This window comes from Micromonospora sp. WMMD1082, assembly GCF_029626175.1.
Lineage (GTDB): Bacteria > Actinomycetota > Actinomycetes > Mycobacteriales > Micromonosporaceae > Micromonospora.
This window is the reverse complement of sequence record NZ_JARUBM010000002.1, coordinates 7,282,560-7,304,379: the sequence shown is the minus strand read 5'-3', so window position 1 is coordinate 7,304,379 and position 21,820 is coordinate 7,282,560. Positions and strand designations below refer to the sequence as shown.

General features: G+C 73.0%; 19 protein-coding genes. 9 read left to right on the top strand and 10 right to left on the bottom strand.

Features of this window, described 5'->3' with window-relative positions; translation table 11 throughout:
* The first annotated feature begins 78 nt into the window (after positions 1–78).
* The 6 genes from O7615_RS33595 to O7615_RS33570 all read left to right on the top strand — a co-directional run bounded on the left by O7615_RS33595 (position 79) and on the right by O7615_RS33570 (position 5,780).
* Positions 79–975 (top strand): bile acid:sodium symporter family protein, encoded by an 897-nt coding sequence (locus O7615_RS33595; protein ID WP_278181816.1) that lies wholly within the window; start codon positions 79–81, stop codon positions 973–975.
* Between the two features lie 182 nt (positions 976–1,157).
* On the top strand, positions 1,158–2,534 hold the full coding sequence (locus tag O7615_RS33590; RefSeq protein ID WP_278181815.1) for an FAD-dependent oxidoreductase: 1,377 nt from the start codon (positions 1,158–1,160) through the stop codon (positions 2,532–2,534).
* A gap of 92 nt (positions 2,535–2,626) precedes the next feature.
* Entirely contained in the window at positions 2,627–3,376 is a 750-nt protein-coding gene (locus O7615_RS33585) for a GNAT family N-acetyltransferase (protein ID WP_278181814.1), read from the top strand.
* A 110-nt stretch (positions 3,377–3,486) separates the two neighbouring features.
* Entirely contained in the window at positions 3,487–4,401 is a 915-nt protein-coding gene (locus O7615_RS33580) for a cation diffusion facilitator family transporter (RefSeq protein WP_278181813.1), read from the top strand.
* Positions 4,402–4,494: 93 nt separating this feature from the next.
* Entirely contained in the window at positions 4,495–5,157 is a 663-nt protein-coding gene (locus O7615_RS33575) for a thioredoxin domain-containing protein (protein ID WP_278181812.1), read from the top strand.
* Positions 5,154–5,780, top strand: coding sequence for a vitamin K epoxide reductase family protein (locus O7615_RS33570; RefSeq protein WP_278181811.1), 627 nt, complete (start codon positions 5,154–5,156; stop codon positions 5,778–5,780). Before O7615_RS33575 ends, O7615_RS33570 begins: the two co-directional genes overlap by 4 nt.
* A 15-nt stretch (positions 5,781–5,795) precedes the next feature.
* On the opposite strand, the gene O7615_RS33565 is transcribed toward O7615_RS33570, so the two are convergent.
* From O7615_RS33565 to O7615_RS33545, 5 genes are all read right to left on the bottom strand, one after another.
* Entirely contained in the window at positions 5,796–6,173 is a 378-nt protein-coding gene (locus O7615_RS33565; RefSeq protein ID WP_278181810.1) for a sensory rhodopsin transducer, read from the bottom strand.
* Positions 6,173–7,363: a D-arabinono-1,4-lactone oxidase gene (locus tag O7615_RS33560; RefSeq protein ID WP_278181809.1), complete on the bottom strand. Its 1,191-nt coding sequence runs from the start codon at positions 7,361–7,363 to the stop codon at positions 6,173–6,175. Before O7615_RS33560 ends, O7615_RS33565 begins: the two co-directional genes overlap by 1 nt.
* A 110-nt stretch (positions 7,364–7,473) precedes the next feature.
* Positions 7,474–8,823 carry an MFS transporter gene (locus tag O7615_RS33555; protein WP_278181808.1) on the bottom strand — a complete coding sequence of 450 codons (1,350 nt, stop codon included), beginning with the start codon at positions 8,821–8,823 and terminating at the stop codon, positions 7,474–7,476.
* A gap of 49 nt (positions 8,824–8,872) precedes the next feature.
* On the bottom strand, positions 8,873–9,253 hold the full coding sequence (locus O7615_RS33550) for a YccF domain-containing protein (RefSeq protein WP_278181807.1): 381 nt from the start codon (positions 9,251–9,253) through the stop codon (positions 8,873–8,875).
* 60 nt (positions 9,254–9,313) lie between these two features.
* Complete coding sequence (locus O7615_RS33545; RefSeq protein ID WP_278181806.1) at positions 9,314–11,428, bottom strand: cellulase family glycosylhydrolase; 2,115 nt, start codon at positions 11,426–11,428, stop codon at positions 9,314–9,316.
* Between the two features lie 189 nt (positions 11,429–11,617).
* Between O7615_RS33545 and O7615_RS33540 the strand changes: the two genes are divergently transcribed.
* Positions 11,618–12,832, top strand: coding sequence for an FUSC family protein (locus O7615_RS33540; protein WP_278181805.1), 1,215 nt, complete (start codon positions 11,618–11,620; stop codon positions 12,830–12,832).
* Between the two features lie 19 nt (positions 12,833–12,851).
* Here the strand turns inward: O7615_RS33540 and O7615_RS33535 are convergent, their stop codons facing one another.
* From O7615_RS33535 to O7615_RS33520, 4 genes are all read right to left on the bottom strand, one after another.
* Positions 12,852–13,388: a hypothetical protein gene (locus O7615_RS33535; RefSeq protein ID WP_278181804.1), complete on the bottom strand. Its 537-nt coding sequence runs from the start codon at positions 13,386–13,388 to the stop codon at positions 12,852–12,854.
* Between the two features lie 21 nt (positions 13,389–13,409).
* The gene (locus O7615_RS33530) at positions 13,410–13,922 is read right to left on the bottom strand and encodes a hypothetical protein (RefSeq protein ID WP_278181803.1); all 513 of its coding nucleotides are present in this window, start codon (positions 13,920–13,922) and stop codon (positions 13,410–13,412) included.
* Between the two features lie 103 nt (positions 13,923–14,025).
* On the bottom strand, positions 14,026–16,845 hold the full coding sequence (locus O7615_RS33525) for a LuxR family transcriptional regulator (RefSeq protein ID WP_278181802.1): 2,820 nt from the start codon (positions 16,843–16,845) through the stop codon (positions 14,026–14,028).
* 79 nt (positions 16,846–16,924) lie between these two features.
* Complete coding sequence (locus O7615_RS33520) at positions 16,925–17,893, bottom strand: helix-turn-helix transcriptional regulator (RefSeq protein WP_278181801.1); 969 nt, start codon at positions 17,891–17,893, stop codon at positions 16,925–16,927.
* 332 nt (positions 17,894–18,225) lie between these two features.
* Here O7615_RS33520 and O7615_RS33515 point away from each other — a divergent pair, with 332 nt between their 5' ends.
* Positions 18,226–18,885 carry a hypothetical protein gene (locus O7615_RS33515; RefSeq protein WP_278181800.1) on the top strand — a complete coding sequence of 220 codons (660 nt, stop codon included), beginning with the start codon at positions 18,226–18,228 and terminating at the stop codon, positions 18,883–18,885.
* 32 nt (positions 18,886–18,917) lie between these two features.
* Here O7615_RS33515 and O7615_RS33510 read toward each other — a convergent pair whose 3' ends face one another.
* A complete protein-coding gene (locus O7615_RS33510; RefSeq protein WP_278181799.1) occupies positions 18,918–20,663 on the bottom strand; it encodes a hypothetical protein in 1,746 nt (581 codons plus the stop codon).
* Positions 20,664–20,976: 313 nt separating this feature from the next.
* On the opposite strand from O7615_RS33510, the gene O7615_RS33505 reads away from it, so the two are divergent.
* Positions 20,977–21,810, top strand: a complete 834-nt coding sequence (locus O7615_RS33505; protein WP_278181798.1) for an ABC transporter ATP-binding protein — start codon at positions 20,977–20,979, stop codon at positions 21,808–21,810.
* The last annotated feature ends 10 nt before the right edge of the window (positions 21,811–21,820 follow it).

Genomic DNA, 21,820 nt, shown 5'->3' with positions numbered 1-21,820 from the left:
GTTCCAGGCGCGGGGGCGACACACGCCGGCCGCATGGGGGATTGTGAGTGCGTTACCGGGTGGTAACGATGTCGTGTCATGGACTCCGCCCTGACCCTGATCGGACTACCCATCGCCCTCGGCATCATCATGCTCGGTCTGGGTCTCGGACTGACCATCGATGACTTCCGCCGGGTGGCCCGACACCCGAAGGCCGCCGTCATCGCGCTGGCATGCCAGGTGCTGCTCCTGCCGGCGCTCTGCTTCGGCCTGGTCCTCGCCTTCGACCTGCCACCGGAGCTGGGCGTCGGGATGATGCTGCTGGCCGCCTCACCCGGCGGCACCACGGCCAACCTCTACAGCCACCTCTTCGGCGGGCACGTGGCCCTGAACATCACCCTGACCGCCATCAACTCGGTGCTGGCCGTGTTCACCCTGCCGATCGTGGTCAACCTGTCGGCGGCCTACTTCCTCGGCGACGCGAGAAGCATCGGCCTGCAGTTCGACAAGGTGCTGCAGGTGTTCGCCATCGTGCTCATCCCGGTCCTCGTCGGCATGCTGATCCGGGCCCGGGCGTCGCACGTGGCCGAGCGCCTGAACCGGCCGGTCCGGTTCCTGTCCGTCGTCGTGCTGGTCGCGGTGATCGTCGGCGCCGTGCTCGGCGAGCGCGAGAACCTCGCCGACTACTTTGTCTCGGTCGGCCTGGCCGTGCTGGCGTTCAACCTGTTGAGCCTCGGCATCGGGTACGGGGTGCCACGGCTGGCCGGCGTCGAACGGAGCGCCGCGAAGGCGGCCGGTTTCGAGATCGGCATCCACAACAGCACCCTGGCCATCACGATCGCGCTCAGCCCGGCACTGCTCAACAGCACCCAGATGGCGATTCCCGGGGCCGTCTACGGCATTGTCATGTTCTTTACCGCAGCGGCCTTCGGCTACCTGGTCAACCGGGTCGGCACGCGACCGGCCACCACCCGGGACGAGGCCGCCACGACCTGACCCCCACAACGGCGTGGCGCTCGCGCGTACGACCACGGGTGGTCAGGTTTTCGGTGACGTTCCCTCGCTGTGCAACGATCGTTGAGCGTCATGCCGACCGCCCCGGTTCCGCCGGCCTGCCCCGCAGGCCAATGGCGGGCATGCGGAGAGGCGCCACACCTCGTACCCCTTTGGAGAGCACGATGTCCCTCTCTCCGGCTCGGGTCCTCGCCGCGCTGAACGCGGTGCGACCGCCCGACCAGGCGTCCCCCGTCATGGACAAGGCGGTGGTGATCGGCGGCAGTGTCGCCGGGATGCTGGCCGCCCGGGTGCTGTCCGACTACGCGGACAGCGTCGTGGTCATCGACCGCGACGACCTGCACACGACCGGCGGACGGCCCGGCGTACCGCAGGGAACCCAGCTGCACGCGCTGCTGCCCGGCGGTTTCCTCCAACTCGAACAGTTGTTCCCGGGGTTCCGGGAACAGGCCCTGGCCCAGGGGGCGATCGGGGCCCCGCCCGCGGCCCGGCGGAACTACCTGGACGGCCGGCTGAAGGTGGTCGTCCCGGACGACGCCGACAGCCTGGCCGGCAGCCGGCCCCTGCTGGAGTCGCTGATCCGTCAGCAGGTGCTCCGGCTGCCCAACGTCAAGACGATCACCGCCCGCGCCACCGGACTGGTGTTCGACGGCGCCGCCGTCACCGGCGTCCGCTACGACGTCGGTGGCGTGCCCGGTGTCGAGAACGCCACCCTCGTGGTGGACGCCATGGGCCGATCGAGCCGCCTGTCCGAGTGGCTGGAGGAGGCCGGCTGGGAAAGGCCGGCCCTGCGGCGGATGACGGTGAACCTCAACTACGCGACCGCCCTGTTCCGGCGGCGCGAGGCGAACCCGGAGCACACCGTCGTGCTGGCGTTGCACAGTCCGGCGCGGTCGTCGGACGTCGCCGGTGCCGCGTTCTTCGCCATCGAAGACGGCCGGTGGATGGCCATGATGGCGGGGTACGGGGAGAACCGTCCCGGCCGCACCGCGGAGGACTTCGTACGCCGGCTGCGGGAACAGTTTCCCCCGGAGTTCGGCGCGGTCGCCGACAGCGAGATGCTCGGTGACGTGCAGACCTACCGGCACGCCGACAGCCGGCGGCGGGACTTCGACGGGCTGACCCGGCTGCCGGCCGGGCTGGTCAGCGTCGGCGACGCGGTCGCCTCGTTCAACCCGGTGTACGGGCAGGGGATCACCACGGCGGCCCTGCACGCGGCCTGCCTGTCGAGCTACCTGCGATCCGGCCCGGATCTGGGCGTACCCGCCCGCCACTTCTTCGCCCTGCAGCGGGTCGTGGTCGACGCCGCCTGGTCGATGTCGACCTCGGCCGATCTCGCGTTGCCGCACGTCGACGGGCCCTACCCGCGCGGCTACCGGTTCTCCAGCTGGGTGAGCCGGCAGATCGTCACGGCGACCGTCACCGACGTGACCATCGCACGCCGGTTCAACGAGGTCGTCTCCATGCGGGAGCATCCGAGTTCGCTCGCCACCCCGAGGGTGATCCTGGGCGCCCTGCGCGCCACTCGCCGCGCACGCTGACCCGTGGCCGGCGGCCGGGACCGGCATCGGGCCGACAGCAGATCGACCGAAACCAGTTTCCGTTGCCCGCCGGACCCGGGCAACATCCGACCATGGCTCTCATCGAACGCGTCCGGGACCTCTGGGTCGGCCTTGCCGGCGTCGCGACCAGCTTCCCGCCGGCCGGCGTACGGGTGGTGACCGCTGCCGGCTCCCGGCTGGCCCCGCCGGGATGGGCGGGCATCGTGGTCCTGGGGGACGCGGGCATCGCCACCGTGCCGCATCCGGGCGTTGCCCGGTACCTGCACGGGTCCCTGTCGGGCCGGCCCGCGAGCGAGGCGGTCGACGCCGGACGCTGGCGCGACCGGCCGGAGATCCAGGGCGTGCTCGGCCCAGCCGCGCTGGCCTACCTGGACGAGCGGAACTTCGAGCGGGTACCCGATTCGTCCGGCACGCCGGAGGTACTGCCGCCGGGGCATCCCGACCTCGGCCGGTTGCTGGGGCGGGTCGGCGCCGACGAGGCGGGGGAGAGCGGCATCGAGGAGGCGACCTCGCCCGTGTTCGTGGTCCGAGACAGGTCGGAGGTGGTGGCGGCGGCCGGCTACCGGGAGTGGCCCGGGTCGGTCGCCCACCTGTGCGTGCTGACCGACTCCCGGTGTCGCGGCCGGGGCCTAGCCGGGACGGTGGCGTCGGCGGCCGTTGCGGACGCGCTGCGGCAGGCGTTGTTGCCGCAGTGGCGGGCCCGTCTGGAGCCGTCGCGGCGACTTGCCCGGCGACTGGGCTTCCGCGAGCTGGGGACGCAGCTGAGCGTGCAGATCGCCCCTGTGGAGGCGACCGATGGCGAGGTCCTGCCGCGCTGGTAGCCATCCGGACGTCAAGCCCACGTGTCCGATTCCACAGGTCGAGCCGACATGATTGCATTCATAGCAATGTAAGCATATGTTGCTCGTGACGGTGGACGAGAGGGGTCGGGGTGGGCGCCGGACACGATCACGGGCAGCAGGTCCTGCGGGCGGGGGAGAAGCACCGCGGGCGGTTGTGGGCGGCCTTCGCCCTGTTGGCGGTCTTCATGCTGGTGGAGGCGGTCGGGGCGTGGGTGACCGGCTCCCTGGCCCTGCTCTCGGACGCCGGGCACATGTTCACCGACGTGCTCGGCATCGGCATGGCGCTCGCGGCGATCACCGCGGCGAGCAGGGCGTCTCGGGACGGGCAACGCACGTTCGGCCTGTACCGGATGGAGGTCCTGGCCGCCCTGGCCAACGCGGTGCTGCTCTCCGGGGTGGCCCTCTACGTGCTGGTGGAGGCGCTCCGGCGGCTCGACGAACCGCCGGAGATCCTGGTCGGCCCGATGCTGGCGGTGGCCGTGGCCGGGCTGGTCGCCAACGTGGTGGCGTTCCTGCTGCTGCGCTCCGGCGCGAAGGAGAGCCTGAACGTGCGCGGCGCGTACCTGGAGGTCTTCGGTGACCTGCTCGTCTCGATCGGCGTGATCGTTGCGGCCGGGATCATCGCGGCGACCGGCTGGTGGTACGCCGACCCGATCGTCGCCGTGGCGGTGGGCCTGTTCATCCTTCCCCGTACCTACCGGCTCGGCCGCGCCGCCCTGCGGGTGCTCGTGCAGGCCGCGCCGCCGCACGTCGACGTCGCCGAGGTGCGGGCCGGGCTGCGCGGGGTGGACGGCGTCGCCGACGTGCACGACCTGCACGTGTGGACCCTCACCTCGGGCATGGACGTGGCCTCGGCCCACCTGACCCTCGACGCCGACGCCGACCTTGCCCGGGTGCTGGCCGCCGCCCGCCAGGTCCTGCACGACCGCTTCCAGATCGAGCACGCCACGTTGCAGGTGGAGCCCACCGACGCCGACGGCGTCTGTGACGGCGCGCACTGGTGACGAGCCGGCGCGTGATCCCTCAGCCCGTTCCCAGGAATCTGCCAGCCGGCCGGTACAGCATGGGCCGTACCCGCAGAGAAGGTTGACGCCCCCATGACGAGGAACACCCGACTGACGCTGGCGATGATCCTGGTGGTGATCCTGGCCGGCCTCGGCGTGCTGACCGTGAACCGGCACACCGCCCCCCGCACCGCCGGCCAGACCGGTGCGCCGGTCGACCCGGCCGTGCTGGTCCGCGACGACAGTCACCGGCTCTCCACCAGCGCCGACGGCCGGGTCACCCTGGTGGAGTTCCTCGACTTCGAGTGCGAGTCGTGCGCCGCCGCGTACCCGGCGGTCAAGGACATCCTCGCCACCTACCAGGATCGGATCACCGTCGTGGTGCGGTACTTCCCGGTCCCCGGCCACCCGAACGCGGAACTGGCCGCCCGGGCCGCGCAGGCCGCCGCGAACCAGGATCGGTTCGCCGGGATGTACGCCCTGCTCTTCGAGAACCAGGACGCCTGGGGGCACCAGCGCACCCCGCAGACGGAGGCGTTCCTCGGCTACGCCCGTACCCTCGGCCTGGACCTGGAGCGCTTCGCGCGTGACCTGGACGACCCGGCCACCGCGGCCCGGGTCGCCCGGGACAAGTCCGACGGCGAGTCCGTCGGCGTGCGGGGCACCCCGACGTTCTTCCTCGACGGCCGCGAGCTGACCCAGGTGCGTACCCAGGAGGATCTGGTCGCCGCCATCGACGCCGCCCTCGCTGGATGACCGCCACCGTCGACCGCCGCCCGGACGCGACCGCGCCGGAGGCCGGCTTCCTCGCCCGGGTCACCGCGTGGGTGCTGGCCGTCGGCGGCGGCATCGGCCTGCTCGCCGCGACCACCCTCACCGTCGAGAAGATCAACCTGCTGGCCGACGCCGACTACGTGCCGACGTGCAGCATCAACCCGATCCTGTCCTGCGGCTCGGTGATGATCACGCCGCAGGCCGCCGCCTTCGGCATCCCCAACCCACTGATCGGCATCGCCGGCTTCGCCGTGGTCACTACGATCGGCGTCATCCTGCTTGCCGGCGTTCGGCTGCCCGGCTGGTGCTGGCTCGGCCTGCAGGCCGGGGCCACCTTCGGTGTCGTCTTCGTGCACTGGCTCGTCTACCAGAGCCTGTACGTCATCTCGGCGCTCTGCCCGTACTGCATGGTGGTCTGGGTCGTCACCATCGCGATCTTCCTCTACACCACCCTGCACAACCTCCGGCGGCTGCCGCCGTCGTCCCCGCTGGCGCGGCTGGCCGAGGTCGCCAGCTACCACAGCTTCATCCTGGTCACCTGGTACGTGGTGATCCTGCTGGCCATCCTGGTGCGCTTCTGGGACTACTGGTCCACCCTCGGCTGACCGACCTCGGCCGGCCTAGCCGGCGGGGTGGGCGATGACGTCGGTCAGGGCGAGAACGCCGGGTAGGCGGGTGTCCTGCCGCTGGAACTGCACCACCACCGGCACCGAGGAGGTGAGCACCGCGCCGTACGGGCGGGCCAGGCGGATCGCCTCCGGGTCGACCAGGTCGTTGAGGCGTACGTGGCGGATCCGTCGGGGCGGCACCGTGAGCGGGTACGGGCCGACCGGCTCCTGGTCGGTGTAGTAGACGGTCAGCTCCAACTCGGCGGGCCGGTCACCGGTGTTGAGCACGCAGAGCTGGTCGAAGCCGGTGAAGTCCGGTTCCTCGCCGTGGCTGGGGAAGGGGATGCGCCCGCCGGGCACCACCCACGTGGTCGCGCCGATCGGGTCCATCACGCCTCCTCCAGCAGCCGGGCCAGGTCCGGGGTGAGCAGCACGCCGTCCGGGTCGAGCCGGCGGCGGACGCCGGCGAAGGTGTCCCAGTCCGGGTAGAGCTCCCGCAGCTCCTTCGCGGTCAGCGAGTGTTTCTTGCCCCAGTGCGGTCGGCCGCCGAAGTTCCGGAAGACCGCTTCCATGTCGGCGAAGTATTCCTCGTGCGGCAGGTCGACGTTGTGCAGGCAGGCGATGGTGGTGGTCGCCCGGCCGTTGGCGTTGCTGAGGTGGATGTCGTCGGCGGCGACGGTACGCACGAGCAGCCGCCAGGCGACGGCCTTCCGGTGGCGGTCGAGGATGCGCCGGCGTACCTCAGCGAAGCACTCCTCGAACGCCTCGCTGGGCAGCATGTACTCGATCTCCTCGAACCGCAGCTCGCGGTCCTGCGGCAGCTTGTGGTGCAGCGGCCCGGTCTCCCGCTCCCGGATCGGGCCGGTCCAGATCGGCTCGGGCGGGTCGATGTGGTCGTCCAGGGCGCGTACCTGGGTCAGGTTGCTGCGCGGGTACCAGTAGAAGTCGAGGTTGCGGTGCCGGTGCTGCGACTCCTCCCGATGCGCCAGCGTCCATTCCAGCGGCGCGCACCAGGTGCGCCGGACCACTTCGAAGTGTGGTTGGACGTCCAGGGTGATACGGGTGACGATGCCCAGCGCCCCGAGCGACAGTCGGGCGGCCGGCAGCAACTCGGCGTTGCGCTCCGCCGAGATGTCCAGCGCCTCGCCCGTGCCGGTCACCAGGCGTACCCCGGCGATCTGGGTGGAGAGGTTGCCGAATCGCGGCCCGGTGCCGTGGGTGCCGGTCGCGGTCGCACCGGCGATCGTCTGGTAGTCGATGTCGCCCAGGTTCGCCATCGCCAGCCCGGCGTCGAACAGGCCCTCGCCGAGGTCCTCCAGCCTGGTGCCGGCACCGACCGTGGCGCGCCGCCGCCCGGCGTCGTGCGACAGCACGCCGGCGAGCCGGTCGACACTGACCAGGAACCCGTCGGTACGCACCAGGGGGCTCGACGAGTGACCGGAGCCGACCGGCCGCAACGTCGCGCCCGACTCGCGGGCGTGCCGGACCAGCTCGACCACCTCGGACTCGTCCGCCGGCTCCAGCACGCCGCGCGGGGTGAACCGGATGCTGCCGGACCAGTTGCGCCACTCCCGGGTCACGCGGCCTACCTTCCCTGCGGCGTCCCCGTCACCGCGCGGGGCGCGGGGCTCGGCACTTCGTCGGTGACCGGCGGTGCTACCCGAGAGCCGGAGCGGATAAACAAGATCGTTCACCGGCCGGTCGGTACGTCGGCGTCGGCGTCGAGCGCGTCGAGCAGCCGGCGGCGCCGCAGCGCCACCACCACGACGCCCAGCGCCAGCCCGGTGAGCGCCACGGCCCACCGCACCCCGATCACATCGGCCAGCCAGCTCTGCACCAGCGCGCCCGCCGGATAGGCACCGGCGAAGGCCATCCAGTACAGCGAGGCCACCCGTCCCCGCAGGGCGTCGGGCGCCAGCACCTGCACCGTCACGTTGGCGGTGGAGAGCACCGCCAGGTAGCTGGTGCCGAGCACGACCACCGCGGCGAAGCCGAGCCAGAGCGTCGGCGCCGCGGCCAGGGCGAAGGTCGCGAGACCGTGTACGGCCAGCGCGACACCGGCGACGCCGGACCGCCGCCGGCCGCTGCCGTACACGCTGAGCAGCACCGCGCCCAGGACGGCGCCGATGCCCAGCCCGGAGGCGAGCAGGCCGGCGCCGCCGGTACCGGCGTCGTACACGTCGGTGGCGAAGACGGCGGCGAGCTGGACGATCGGCGTACCGACGAAGGACACGCAGCCGGCGAGCAGCACCGCGACCAGCAGTCCGGGGACGCGGCGGGTGTACCGCACGCCGCCGCGCAGCCGGGCGAACATCGGCTCCGGCGGTGCCGGCTCCGCCGGCGTACGCGGCCGGATCGTCGCGAGGGCCAGCAGCATCGTGACGTTGGCGCCCGCCGCCACCAGGAACGCCGCGGTGCTTCCGGAACGGACCAGCACCGCCGTGGCGAGCACCGGTCCCAGCGCCCGGGCGGCGTTGGCCTGCATCGCGTTGAGGGCGATCGCGTTGAGCAGATGCCGGGGCGGCACCAGTTGTGGGATGAGGCTCTGCCAGGCCGGGGTCTGCACCCCGTTGGCCGCGCCGGCGGCGGCGACCAGGGCCAGCAGCGCCAGCGGTGATGCCGTCCCGTCCCGGCTGAGCAGCGCCAGCAGCAGGGCGACGGCGAGCGCGACCAGCTGGGTGACGGCCAGCACCGCGCGGCGGGGGTAGCGGTCGGCCAGCACCCCGCCGACCGGAGAGCCGAGCATCGCCGGCACGAACTGCGCGAACGCGCCGAGACCCGCCCAGAGCGCCCGCCCGGTCGCCTGGTAGAGCAGCAGGGGCACGGTCAGGTTGAGCATCCAGGTGGCGGTGCTGGCGCAGATCGCCCCCACCCAGAACGCCCGGAACGGCGGGCAGCCCAGCGCCGCCACCGCGCCGGCCCAGCGGACCCGTCGCGGCGGCGTCGGTACCCCACCGCCCGGGGGCACCAGCACCGCCCGCCGGCGGCGGGACGGCGCGGTGCCGGCCGGACGCCCGTCCCGGTCGCGTTCGCTGCGCACGCCGTCTCCGGTACCCGGTGCACGCCGCCCAAACGCGGCGGGCGGACCGTTACGGGGCGGGGACGACCTCCTGGCCCAGCGGCCAGATCGCCGCCGGGACGAGCTTGAAGTTGGCCACGCCGAACGGGATGCCGATGATGGTGAGGCAGAGGCCGACGCCGGCGACGATGTGCGACAGGGCCAGCCACCAGCCGGCCAGGAGCACCCAGATGACGTTGGCGATGCCCGAGGCCACGCCGACACCGGGCTTGGGCACCAGGGTCCGGCCGAAGGGCCACAGCGAGTACGACGCCAGGCGCAGCGACGCGACGCCGAACGGGATGGTGACGATGAGCACGAAGCAGATCAGGGCGGCGATGCCGTAACCGATCGCCAGCACCAGCCCGCCACCGAAGATGAGCCAGAGCACGTTCAACACGAAGCGGATCATGGATTCATCATGACCCCCGGGCGCCACCGGCCGTCCAGGACGGCCGGTGGCGCGGGCGCGTCAGCCGGTGACGCCGGTGACGCTGCTGCCGGACTTCGTGACCCGGTAGGTCACCTGTGCACCGCTCCAGAAGTGGAAGGTGAGGGTGACCGGGGCGTTGTCGCGTACCTCGCCGAAGAAGGTGTCGGTCAGCGTGATGCGGCCGCCGGTGTAGTCGGGGGCGAACGTCACGTCGAACTCCTTGAACGACGTCCAGTCGTGCGGGCCGGCGTTGCTGCCGTCGGCGTTCCTCGCCTCCATGGTGGCCAACTGGTCGCCCCGGAACTGGGTCGGGACGGCGAAGGAGTCGGTCGACCCGGTGGCGTTGGACAGCACCGGCGTGTCGTAGGTGATCACGTCGATCCGCCAGGGCACGCCGGCGGAGAACCGCGCGTGCAGGGTGGCGTTGACCCCGTACGCCCGGTTGCCGACCAGCCGGGTCAGCGCGCTCGCGGTGATGGTGAGCTGGCTGCCGGAGACGGTGTAGTCGGTGCCCCGCACCAGCTCGGTGCTGCCCTGGCGCAGCCCGGAGAAGGTGGTGCCGTTCAGGTTCAGCGTGAGCGACCCGGCGGTGACCGAGCCGGTACGCGGCACGTACAGCTGGTCGGCGGAGGCGGTGCCGGAGCGGGTCGTCCAGCTCGACCTGATCTGGGCGAACAGCTCCGCGTCCCGCCACTGGAAGCTGGTCCGGTTGAAGTGCTGGCCGTTGTCCCAGAGCTGGGTGGTGAGCTGCCTGCTGCGGGCGTGGTAGCCGAAGAACTCGAAGAACTTCAGCTTCTCGCCCTGCTGGATGGTGCCGGTGTGCCGGTCGAAGCCGAGCAGCCCGTACTCGCCGATGACGACCGGGATGCCCCGGGCGACGAAGGCCCGGTGGACCCGGTCGAAGGAGTCGGTGAGGTCCTGCTGGGCGACCGCGTCGAAGCGGGTGCCGCCGGCGACGTTGACGCTGAACGGCCAGTAGCCGTAGAAGTGCACGGTGGCGATCAGGTTGCGGTCGTTCAGCCGGCTGATGGTGGCCGCCAACTCGTCGACGCGGGCCTGGTCGGCGGAGGTGTGCAGGGTCGGTAGGACCAGCATCCGGGTGGCGTTGTTGCCGCCGGAGGCGCGCACGATCCGGTGGAACGAGGTGTTCAGTTCGTCCAGCAGCTGCGCGTTCTGGGCGTCGCCGGAGCTGTTGGCGAACTGCGGTTCGTTGACGCTCTCGAAGTGCAGCCTCGGCGAGGCGTCCCGGAACGCGGTCGCGATCTGGGTCCAGAGCGCGTTGTAGCGGTTCAACACCGTGGTCCGGTTGGTGGGCATCTCGTGGATCCACTGCCACGAGTCGTGGTGAAGGTTGATCATCACGTAGAAGCCGTCGTCCAGGGCCCAGCCGACGACCTCCTTGATCCGGTTCAGCCAGGCCGCGTCGATGGTGTACGACGGTGCCGGCCCGTGGTGGTTGCTCCAGGTGACCGGGATCCGGATGCTGTTGAAGCCCTGCGCCCGGATGGCGTCCAGCTGCGCCGCGGTGACCCGGGGGTTGCCCCAGGCCGTCTCGTCGGCACCGACGGCGTCGAAGCTGTTGCCGAGGTTCCAGCCGGGCTGCATCGCGGCCACGTACGCCATCGGGTCACCGGCCGGCGGCGGGGTGGTCGGCGGCGGCGTGGTGGGCGCTGGGGTGCTCGGCGGCGGGGTGCTCGGCGGCGGGGTGGTGGGACCGACGCTGCCGGTGCAGGTGACGCCGTTGAGGGCGAACGTGGTCGGCGCCGTGTTGCTCCCGGACCACGACCCGTTGAAGCCGAACGAGACCGTCTGGTTGGTGGCCAGTGCGGCGTTGTAGCTCAGGTTGGCGGCGGTGACGTTGTCGCCGGACGAGGTGACCGTGGCGTTCCACGCCTGCGTCACCCGCTGCCCGGAGGGGAACGTCCAGGTCAGCCGCCAGCCGTCGAGCGGGTCGCCGAGATTGGTCACGTCCACGCTGGCGGTGAAGCCGCCCGGCCACTGGCTGGGGGCGGAGTATGCCACCCGGCACCCGGCCGCCGCCTGGGCGGCACCGGCATTGACCAGGCCGACCCCGGCCAGCAGTACGGCGATGCCGCTGGCGACCAGACCGAATCGCCAGCGTGTCCTTCGTAGTGTGCCCCTCAGCCCAGCCATGACGCTCCTCGTGTGGTGATGGTGTCGACGGGTGGCTGGCCGGGCGTCGCCGGACCACCGGAAACATCCGGCCGGCTCGCACCATAAGTTTGGATCAACAACTTTGTCAATCGACACATCGCGATGTCGCCGCCACCGCTGGTACCGCCGGACGGTGAATGAGCACGGCCCGGCGGGGTAGTCGGCGGCGTGGTGGCGGCGGGCGAGCGGGGCTGGGGCCGGGCGCGGGGCGCCGCGCGCCGGGTGGAGGCCGGGGTCGCGGGGGCGGTCGGCGGGTTCAGCCGGCGGGTCGGCTGGCGGGAGCGGCGCCGGACCCTGGAGTTGTACGCCATCCTCGCCGTGCAGGCCGGGGTGGCCGCCGCGCTCGCCTGGACGGTGGCGCACGAGGTGCTGCACCACCCGTCGCCGGTCTTCGCTCCCACCGCTGCCGTCGGCACCATCGCCGCCGCGATCGGCCGCCGCACCCGCCGCACCGTCGAGCTGCTGCTCGGGGTGCTGGCCGGTCTCCTGGTCGGCGATGCCCTGATCGCGATCATCGGCACCGGACCCTGGCAGATCGGCACCGTGGTCACCCTGGCCATCCTGCTCGCCCTCACGCTGAGTCGGGGCGGCCAGGTCGTCACCCAGGCGGGCGGCACGGCGGTGCTGATCGCCACGCTCGCGCCGTTCCAGCGCGGGCTGGAGGTACCCAGGATCATCGACGCGATCATCGGCGGGCTCTCCGCCGTGGTGGTGGTGGCCGTCCTGCCGGCCAACCCGCTGCGCATCATCCAGAAGGCCGCGCGCCCGCTCTTCGCGGCCCTGATCGAACACCTGCACGCCGCCGCGGACGGGATGTCCAGCGGTGACGCCGAGATGGTGGCCCGGGCACGGGACGAACTGGGCGCCCTGGACTCTCAGCTCGCGTTGCTCAACGACGCCGTCTCCGGCGCGGAGGAGGCGGTGGCGGTCTCGCCGGCCCGCTGGCACCGGCGGCGCGAGTTCGAGCACTACCAACGCGGCACGCGCTACCTGGACCTGGCCATCCGGGGCAGCCAGGAGATGCTGCGCCGGGGGGCCACCGCCGTCCGCGACGGCGAACCCGTCCCACCCGGGCTGCCGGGCGCGGTGCACGACTTCGGCGACGCCCTCGCGCTGCTCCAGATCGAGGCGGAGAGCGGGCACCACACGGAACGGTCCGAGCTGCTGGTCCTCAAGGCGGTGGACCGGGCGGCCGAGGCGTACGACGAGGGGGTCGGCTTCTCCGGCAGCGTGGTGGTGGCCCAGATCCGCACCGTCGCCACCGACCTGCTGCGCAGCCTCGGCTGCGGCGAGGAGGAGGCCAGCACCGTCGTCCGGGAGCGCTTCGCCCGGCGGCGCGCCGATGATTCCGCCGACTACCCGGCCGAGCCGGACCGCGCGTGACCGGCCCGGCCCGGTCGGGTCAGAGCCGCCCGGCGACCGTCCGGGCCAGCTCCGTCAGGCGCTTGTCGTACGTGGCCATGTCGTCCAGCCGGACCAGCCGGATGGCGACCCAGACCCCGGAGGCGTGCACGAAGACCGAGCCGTCCTGAAGGTGCGCCTCGTCCCCGATTCCGGAGAGCGTCTCGAACTCGTGCCCGAGTTCGCGGTCGATGTCGAGAATCTTCTGCGCCCCATCGCCGACGAAGACCTCCACCTGTGCCAACGGCCCCGATACCGGCCCGGTGTACGTGCAGGTCTCGCGGACCGACACCGCGTCCTCCAGCGGCGTGCCCGCCAGCTTCTCGGCCTCCGCCTTGGACACCAGCGCGCAGGCGTCGATCTCGGGCGCGTCGACCTGTGGCGCGTCGATCGGCGGCTCGGGTGCGCCGGTCGCCTCGACCGGCGCCACGGCCTCGGCCGGCGATGGTGGGGTCGCCCCGGTGCCCGGGTCACCCCCGCAGGCGGCGAGCACGGTCACGGCGACAGCTGCCGCGCCGGCGAGCCTCAGGTACCTCACGGTCGTCTCCTCCGGCCGACGTCAGCGGGGCAGGGCGTCGAGCAGGCGGCGCAGCGCCCGCTCGTACCCGTCGGATTCGGCGCCGAGGCGCTCGAAGCTGCTCAGGGTCACGGTGAAGCTGCCGGCGCCGCCGACCACCACCGCCTCGGCACCGATGTCCTTGACTGCCAGGTAGCCCTTGCCGGCACCATCGAGATCCGTCACCGTCTGGTAGATCTGACCGGCCTGCTGGCGCTGGTAGTCGTAGGTCGTCTCGCCGGCGAGCTGGGAGGCGGTCGTCACGGAGAGGGTGGCCACCCCCTTGCCGTCGCCGAAGCTGCAGTTGCCGTCGTCGACCATCGACTGGCCGACGAACTCCGAGATCTGGGCCGCGGTGAAGGGACAGGCCGGACGCTGCGTACCGGCGTCGCCGGCGGGCAGGTCGAGGTCGGCGTCCGTGCCGGATCCCGCCTCCGGCGGCGGGGTTTCGGTGCTGTCGCAGCCGGTCAGCGCGAGCATGGCCGCGAGGACCACGGGCAGGATCAGTCGCCGCACGTGTTCTGTTCCCTTCTCCCACCCGGCCGCCACCCGGACCGGGCTCCGGCAGGTGACGTCCTGACGCTACGGTCGGCCAGCCGTGGAGGAATCCGGTGTTTCCCTAGCCTTTGCCGCCGCCGAGGGCACCGGACGGTGCACCGGCCTTCGATGCCGCCGGTTCCGTCCGGCGCCCCCGCTCGTCGGGCCCACCGACCCGGGCCAGCGCGGCACCGAGTTCGGCCCGGCGGGAGATGCCCAGCTTGCGGTAGACCCGGGACAGGTTCGTCTCGACCGTCTTCGGGCTGACGAACAACTCGTCGGCGATGGTCCGGCTGGTCCGTCCCTGCGCGGCGAGCCGGGCGACCCGTTCCTCCGTGGCGGTGAGGTCCGACGGCGCGGGTGGGCGCCCGCCGAGACGGGCCCCCTCGGCCCGGGCCCGCCGGGCGAACGCCGACGCGCCGATCGCGTCGAACTCGGCCGCCGCGTCTCGCAGCGCCTCCCGGGCCGGGCGCTTACGGCGCGACCGGCGGTGCACCACGCCGGCGACGAGTAGGCACCGGGCCCGGTCCAGCGGCAGGATGTCGGGCGGCACCGAGGCGCGCGCGGCGGCGAGGTCGGCCAGGGCGGCCGAGGGGTCGACGCCACCGGCGCTGTCCAACAGGGCGCGGCTGCGCGCCAGGCCCAGCAGCGTCCAGGGGCGGGGCAGCCGCCGGTGGCGCTGCGCCAACCGGTCGAGGGCGGTGCGGGCGGTGACGAGATCACCGGCCCCCACGCACGCCTCGATCCAGTCCGCCTCGAAGCGCTGCGCCAGGGGCTCGGCCAGCCCCAGCCGATCGACCGTCGTGGCGAGCCGGCCGTACCCGGCCGCGGCCTCGGTCATCCGCCCGGCGCAGAGCGCGACGAACGCACCCAGTTGCAGGTGGATGCGCAGGCACCAGTCGTCGTCGAGTTGCTCGCCGAGCCGGACGCCCGCCTCGGCCACCTGCTGCGCCACGTCGAGCCGGCCGCGGAGGGCGTCGAGCAGGCCGGTCAGCCAGGTCTCCGCGGTCGCCTCCGTGCCCAGCAACTCGCCGAGTTCGCGCGCCGCCGAGATGTGCCGCTCGGCCGCCGCCCAGCGCCCCGCGAGCAGTTCGGTCTCGCCGAGGTGCTTGAGCAGCTCGTACTGTGACGGCTCGTCACCCCGGGCCGTGGCCAGGTCCAGCATCGTCCGCAGCCGGGCCCGGGCCTGCGCCGGATCGTCGATCGCCTTCCACCAGATCGCCGGGATCGTGCCGGCCAGCCACGACGGCTCCGGTCCCTCCGTCTTCAGCGCGCGGTCGAGCAACTCGGTGCGGGGCGGCTCACCGGCGCGCACCTCGTGGAAGAACAGGTACAGCAGCGCCGCGGCCAGCAGTGTGCGGTCGCCGTCGGGACCGGTGAGCAGGGCGATGGCGGCCTCCGCGTGCGTCCGCGCCGGGTCCGGCAGGTCGACGAAGAGCGCCAGGTGGGCGTGGATCCGACCGGCCAGCGGGGAATCCGGCCGGGTGGCCGCCAGTGCCCGCTCGGCGGCCTCGACGGCGGTGCCGCCCGACTCGTCGGCGCTCCACGCGACCACCGCGCGTAGCAGCAGCGCCTCGGCGCGAACCTCGCCGCTGAACCCGGTGGCGACCGCGTCGGCGGCGGCTCGTGCCCCGGGATGGTCTCCGCACCCGAACCGGCAGCGGGCCGCCGCCAGTAGCCGCCGCCCGCGGCCGGCTTCGTCATCGGTCGGGGTGAGCCGCGCGGCCGACTCATACAGGTTCGCGGCGGCCTCCGGCGCGCCCCGGACGTGCTGCCGGGCGGCGGCCGCGGCGAGGGCGTCGGCGACCACCGGATCCGCCGTGGTGGTGCAGAGTGCCAGGTGCCGGACGCGCTCGTCCGGGTCGGTCACCACCTCGGCCAGCCGGCGGTGCAGGCCGCGCCGGACACCGGGCGGGATGCCGGCGCGAACCGCCGCCGCGTGGACCGGATGGGTGAACTCCACCCGCAGCGGCCCGACCGCCAGCAGCCCGGCCTCCTCGGCGGCGTCGAACGCGGCGGGAGGGAAACCCGCCGCGGCCAGGTCCCGCAGCAGGGGTACGCCGAGCAGGGCGGCCAGCCGTACGGCGTCGCGGCACCGGGCCGGCAACCGGGCGAGCACCTCACCGAGGAGTTGGTGCATGGACGAGGCCACCGGCAGATCCTGCGCCGGCTCCGGCGGCCGCGGCAGCCGCTGCACCGCGCGGGTCACCTCGATGGCGACGAGCGGGTTGCCGCCGGACTCGCGGGCGATCCGGGCGAGCAGCGGGCGGCTCAGCGTGGCACCGGTCCGCTCCCGCAGGAGGTGGTGCAGGGCCCCGACGCCCAGCGGTGCCAGGGGCAGCCGGGTCAGCGGACCGGGGCAGGTGTCGAGCCCGAGAGGCGCGGCCCGTAGTGCCGGCGCGTGGTCGGTGCGGGAGCTGACCAGGGTGGCCAGCCCGGGGCCGACCCGGCGCAGCGCGAACCGTAGCGCGCGCTCGCTCGGCCGGTCCAGCCACGGCGCGTCGTCCACGGCGACCAGCACCGGCCGGCCGGCCGCGAGCGTGGCCTCCAGCAGCGAGCGGGTTGCCGCTCCGACCACCCGCTCGTCGACGGTTTCGTCGCTGTCGTGGGTGAGCAGCACCATCTCGGCCGCGATCCGCTGTGGACGTGGCAGGCCCAGCACCAGATCCGCCAGTGGGCGGAGCAGGTCGGCGAGGGCGGCGAAGGGCAGGTCGGTCTCGGACTCGGTCGGCGCGCAGGCCAGCACGTGCCAGCCGGCCTGCGTCGCCTCGGCGACCAGTGCCCGCTGCAAGGCGGTCTTCCCGATGCCGGCCGGGCCCTCCAGCAGCACCGACCCGGGCGTGTTCAGCGAGCGCCAGGCCTGGTCGAACACGTCGTTCCGGTCGACGAGCGCACGCCGCATGTGGCGATTCTGGCACCCGCCGCGGTAGCGGGCCATCGTCTGGACGGTGACCCGCCGGCGGCGGTCGGTCAGGCACCGGTCAGGCGTGTAGTGTGCGGCTTGGCGGTATCCCGTAGGTGGCGTGGTAGCGGGCGGTGAACCGGCTGTGACTGAGAAATCCCCACCGCGAGGCGATCGCCGAAACCGTTTCCTGCCGTGGGTCGGCCTGTAGCAGGTCGCGGTGGGCACGGTCGAGCCGGACGCGGCGCAGGTGCGCCATCGGGGTGGTATCGAGGTGACGGCGGAAGGCCAGCTGCAGGGCCCGCAGCGAGACCTGGGCCGCGGCGGCGATGTCGGCCGCCCCGATGTCGCGGTCGGCGTACTCCTCAATGAACGCCGTCGCCCGGCGCAGCGTCGCGGTCGTCGCGGCGCGCCGGTCCGTCGCGGTCGGCCAGCCCGCGGTGGTGTGCGGAAAGACCGCGAGAGCCGAGGCGGCCAGCAGCCGGGCGGCGTTGGCGATCACCAGTGGCTCCCGGTACGCGTGCGGGTTGCCGAGCACCACGTGGTTGAGGTAGCTCGTGGTGTGCCGCCACAACCGGGTCAGCGCCGGCGAGATGGGCGTCAGCCCGGTGAACTGGACCGTGGTGGCCGGGTCGGGCTGTGCCCCACCGGCGACCCGGCCCAGCACGGAAAGGCCCAGCAGGCACATCGTGACCTTGCCGGGCAGCCAGCGCACCGAGTAGGGCAGGCCGGGTGCGGCGGCCAGGAAGACGTCGCCCGGCCCGAACCGACCGTCCACATTCCGGCAGTGGCGATCGACGCGACCGCTGACGACCTGACCGACCACCAGGGCGGCGGTCGGTCCGACATCGATATCGAGTCGGGTGGTCTGGTCCATCGCCTCCAACCAGAACGGGCCGGCGTCCACCCGATGATGGCGGAACCGGTAGCCGGTCCCGGCGGCCGCGCGGATCACGACCTCGGTGCCGTAGGCGCTCGTCAGGAAGCCGTGGATCGTTGCCGGGTCCTGGCTGTCGAACCGGTGGGCGGTCGGAACCTTCGTCGTCACTACGTCTCCATCGACCTGGACGGAGGGTGCTGCCGCGTGTCGAGCGGAGCCTGGCGGGACGTGGTGGATCCGGTGAGCGGCAGGGTAGGCAGAGCCGGGATTCCCATCGATGGTATCCACAAAGGAGGAAATCCCACGAAGTTTTCGTGGGGATTTCCGGCGTCGCGGCGATGGGACTCGATCGTTGCCGACGTCAGGGGGAGCTTCGTTTTCGGGCTAGCCGGAGCCGTCCGGCGTGCGCGCACCGGCCTAGCCGACAACCGACCGTGGCCGTGATCATGCGAAGGGTGTCGAACGAGAGGTAGCTGATCGACCAACGGATGAAGGGATGGGTGTTGGAGACCAAGGATCCGACTGACGTCGTCCGCCGGGCGACGGCTGAAGCGCTCCGGCGGATCGCCGGGGAGACACTCCTGACCGCCATCATGGGAGCCCGTCTGTCCGCCCTCGGTGACGGGCTACGGGACCTGCTGCGTTCTGCCCTGGTGGAGCAGCGGGTGGCGGCGCCGACACGGCTGATCGCGCTGTGCCGGGACCTCGGCCTGGAGCCCGACACGTTCGACCTGCTGGGGCACCATGTGCTGGGCGCCCTGGTCGGCTACCGGCCGGGGCCGGATGCGCTGGTGCGGGTGGGTGGCGCACTCGGGGTGGCGCGCCGGGAACTGTTCGTCGCCCGGCGGCCGGCGCCGGGCGACCCGCTGGGGATGCCCACCCGGGTCCGCAGTCGCAACAGTGCCACCACCCGCTACCGCTCGGCCAAGCCCCCGGAGCACCTGCCCTCGCCGCCGGCCTGGACCTGCACCGGCTGCGGACAGGAGTGGCCGTGTGCGGTCAAGCAGAGCCAGTTGCTCGCGGAGTTCGGCGGCGCCCGTGCCGCACTCGCGGTCTACCTGGGCTCGTGCCTGCTGGCCGCCGCCCGGGACCTGCCGGGCCTGCCGCTGGCCCGGGCGCGTAACCGGTTCCTCGGCTGGCTGCCTCGCCGCCCCTTCTGACCTGACCGGCGTACGGGTTCGCCGGTGCGAGGTCAGTTCGCCGCCGGCTCCGGTGACCGGTCGGCATCGGTCGAGGTGGCCGCCGGCCGCTCGGCGTGCGTGGCCTGCTCGGTGTGCTCAGCCCGATCAGCCCGATCAGCCCGATCGGCCTGCTCGGACTGTCCGGCCTGCTCGGCAGCCTGACCGGCGAACCAGTTGATGCCCCCCGGCCCGCCGGCGGCCACCGCCGCCGCCGCGCGGGCCACCGGATCGGGCAGGGGGTACGCGCCGTTCCCGGCCTGCGGGTGCCCCGGTCGCCCGGCCACGACGCCGTTACGCTCCGAGGTGGAAGGACCGGCGCCGTCGGCCACCGCCCGCTCCGCGGCCGACCCGTTCCCGTCGGCGTCCTCGGCGGAGGCGGGGTCGGTGCCCCCCTCGGGCTCGCCGCCGGCCGGCGTGGCCGGATCGCCGCCGGCCCAGCTGGTCGCCGCACGGGCGACCATCGGGTACTCGGCGGTCTCGCCGCCACCGGCCGCGGCGGCCATCACGGCCGCTGCCGCCAGGTCGGCGACCCGCTTGGCCTCGCGCTGCACCCGCGCCCGGGTCTCCTTGGCGTGCCGCTCGGCGGCCTCGGCGGCCCGACGCACCTCGTCCAGTCGCTGGCGCTCCGCCGCCAGGTCGCGGCTGGTCTCCTCCAGCTGCCGGCGCAGTCGGTTCCACTCGGCATCCGTGGCGTCCTTGATGCGGCGGGACTCGTCGAGCTGCTGCCGGGCCTCGTCCAGTTCCTCGTGCAGCTGCGCCAGCGCCTGCTGCTGCTCGCCGACCGCCAGCTGTACGGTGTGGAGCTGCTCCTCGGCCGCCGCGGCGTGCTCGTCGCTGAGCCTGCGTACCTCGGCCGCCTGCTCGTCCGCGCGCTTGCGGATCTCCGCGGAGTACTGCTGGGCGTCCGCGATCATCGAGCTGACCCGCTGCTCCGCGGTGGCCCGCTGGGCGGCCAGCTCGCGCTCGACGGCGGCCCGCTGCTCGGCCAGGTCCTCCTCGGCCGCGGCCCGCCGCTCCGCCAGCTCCTCCTCGACCGTGGCCCGCCACTGGGCCAGCTCCTGCTGGCTCTTCGACCGGGCGGCCTGGATCTCCTGGTGGATCTGGGTACGCGCCGAGGTGGTCAGCGCCTCTGCCGCCGAGCGGGCCTGCTCGATCTGCTGGCGGCACTGCTCGCCGATCCGCTGCGCCTCCTGCTGGGCGCGCTCGTGCGCGGCCTCACCCTCGGCGCGCAGCTGCTCGGCCCGCTCGCGGGTCTCGGTCAGCTCCGCATCGGCCGCCGCGCGCAGCTCCTCGTACGTCTTCTCGTGTTCGGCCCGCCGGCCGGCCAGTTCCTCCTCGAGGTCGGCCAGCGCCTTGACGGTGCGCTCGCGTGCGTTGGCGAGCGTCTTCTCCGCCTCCGTTTGGAGTTTGGTGGCCCGCTGGGTGTGCGTCTCGATGATCGCCGCGGCCTGCTTCTCGGCCAGGTCCAGGATCTGGCCGACCATCGGGCCCACGTCATGGAAGGTGGCCTTGTCCACTTGCGCCGGACGCTGCCGCAGCTCCGCCATCTCGGCCTGGAACGCCTGGAGCTTGCCGGTCAGCTCCCGCGCGTGCGCCGCGGCCCGGTCCCGTTCCGCCGAGATCGCGGCGAGCCGGCCGTCCATCTGCTCGACGTAGCGTTCGACCTGCCGTTTGTCGAACCCGCGCAGGGCGACCTCGAAGCTCGGCCGCGAGGCCAGGTCGTCGCGGGCTGCGAACGGCTCGTCGCCGATGGACATGCCCCATCCTCCGTACGATCGCAGAGCGCCGCACCGGCGGGCCGGCGGCGGATGACGCGCAACGTTACCGCTGCTCCGGCCGGTCTGTCCTCCCACCCCGGTATCGTTTTCGTCCCGCCTGGCGGCTGGCTCCCGATCGGTGTCGGCGCCCGGTCCCGGGAGGCGGCCGTGGCGGATGCCCGGCGGGACGGACAGCGCGGCGTCAGGATGGCCTGTCGCACCGCGTCCACCAGTGCCGACGTCGTCGTCGAGGCGGAGAAGGCGACAAGGGCCCGCGTCTTGACAGGCACTTAGGTTAGGTTAGCCTAACCGCATGTCGAGCGGACTGGTGTCGAGTGGCGCCGAGCAGAGCCTCCGCGGAGTCGATCTCCACTTGGGCTACCACGGCACGCAGGTGGTGCACGGGGCCGCGATCGCCCTGCGTCCCGGCGCGGTGACCGCTCTCGTCGGGCCGAACGGCAGCGGCAAGTCCACCCTCCTGCGGGCACTGGCCCGGCTGCATCCGGTCGACAGCGGCACGGTGCTCTTCGCCGACGGGACCGAGGCGGCCGGCCTGCCCGCCAAGGAGTACGCGCGCCGGGTCACCCTGCTCGCCCAGAGCCGGCCGATCCCCAGCGGAGTCACCGTCCGTGACGTGGTCGGCTACGGTCGCCACCCGTACCGGGGCCGGTGGCGGGCCGACGATCCCGGCGGGCCGGCCGCCGTCGCCCGCGCGATGGAGGTCACCGGGGTCACCGCGATGGCCGACCGGCCGGTGGACGAACTGTCCGGCGGCGAACTACAGCGGGTCTGGCTGGCCACCTGCCTCGCCCAGGACACGCCGGTGCTGCTGCTCGACGAGCCCACCACCTTCCTCGACCTGCGCTATCAGGTCGAGATCCTCGACCTGATGCGCGACCTCGCCGACGACCACGGCGTCGCGGTCGGCGTCGTGCTGCACGACCTCAACCAGGCCGCCGCGGTGGCCGACGAGGTGGTGCTGCTGCACGGCGGCCGGGTCCGCGCCACCGGCACCCCGGCCGAGGTCTTCACCGAGCACGACCTGACCGAGACCTACGGGATCCGGATCGAGGTCACCACCGATTCGTTCAGCGGACTGGTGACCACCCGCCCTGTCGGCCGGCACCTGACCCGCATCCCGGTCTGAGCACAGACCA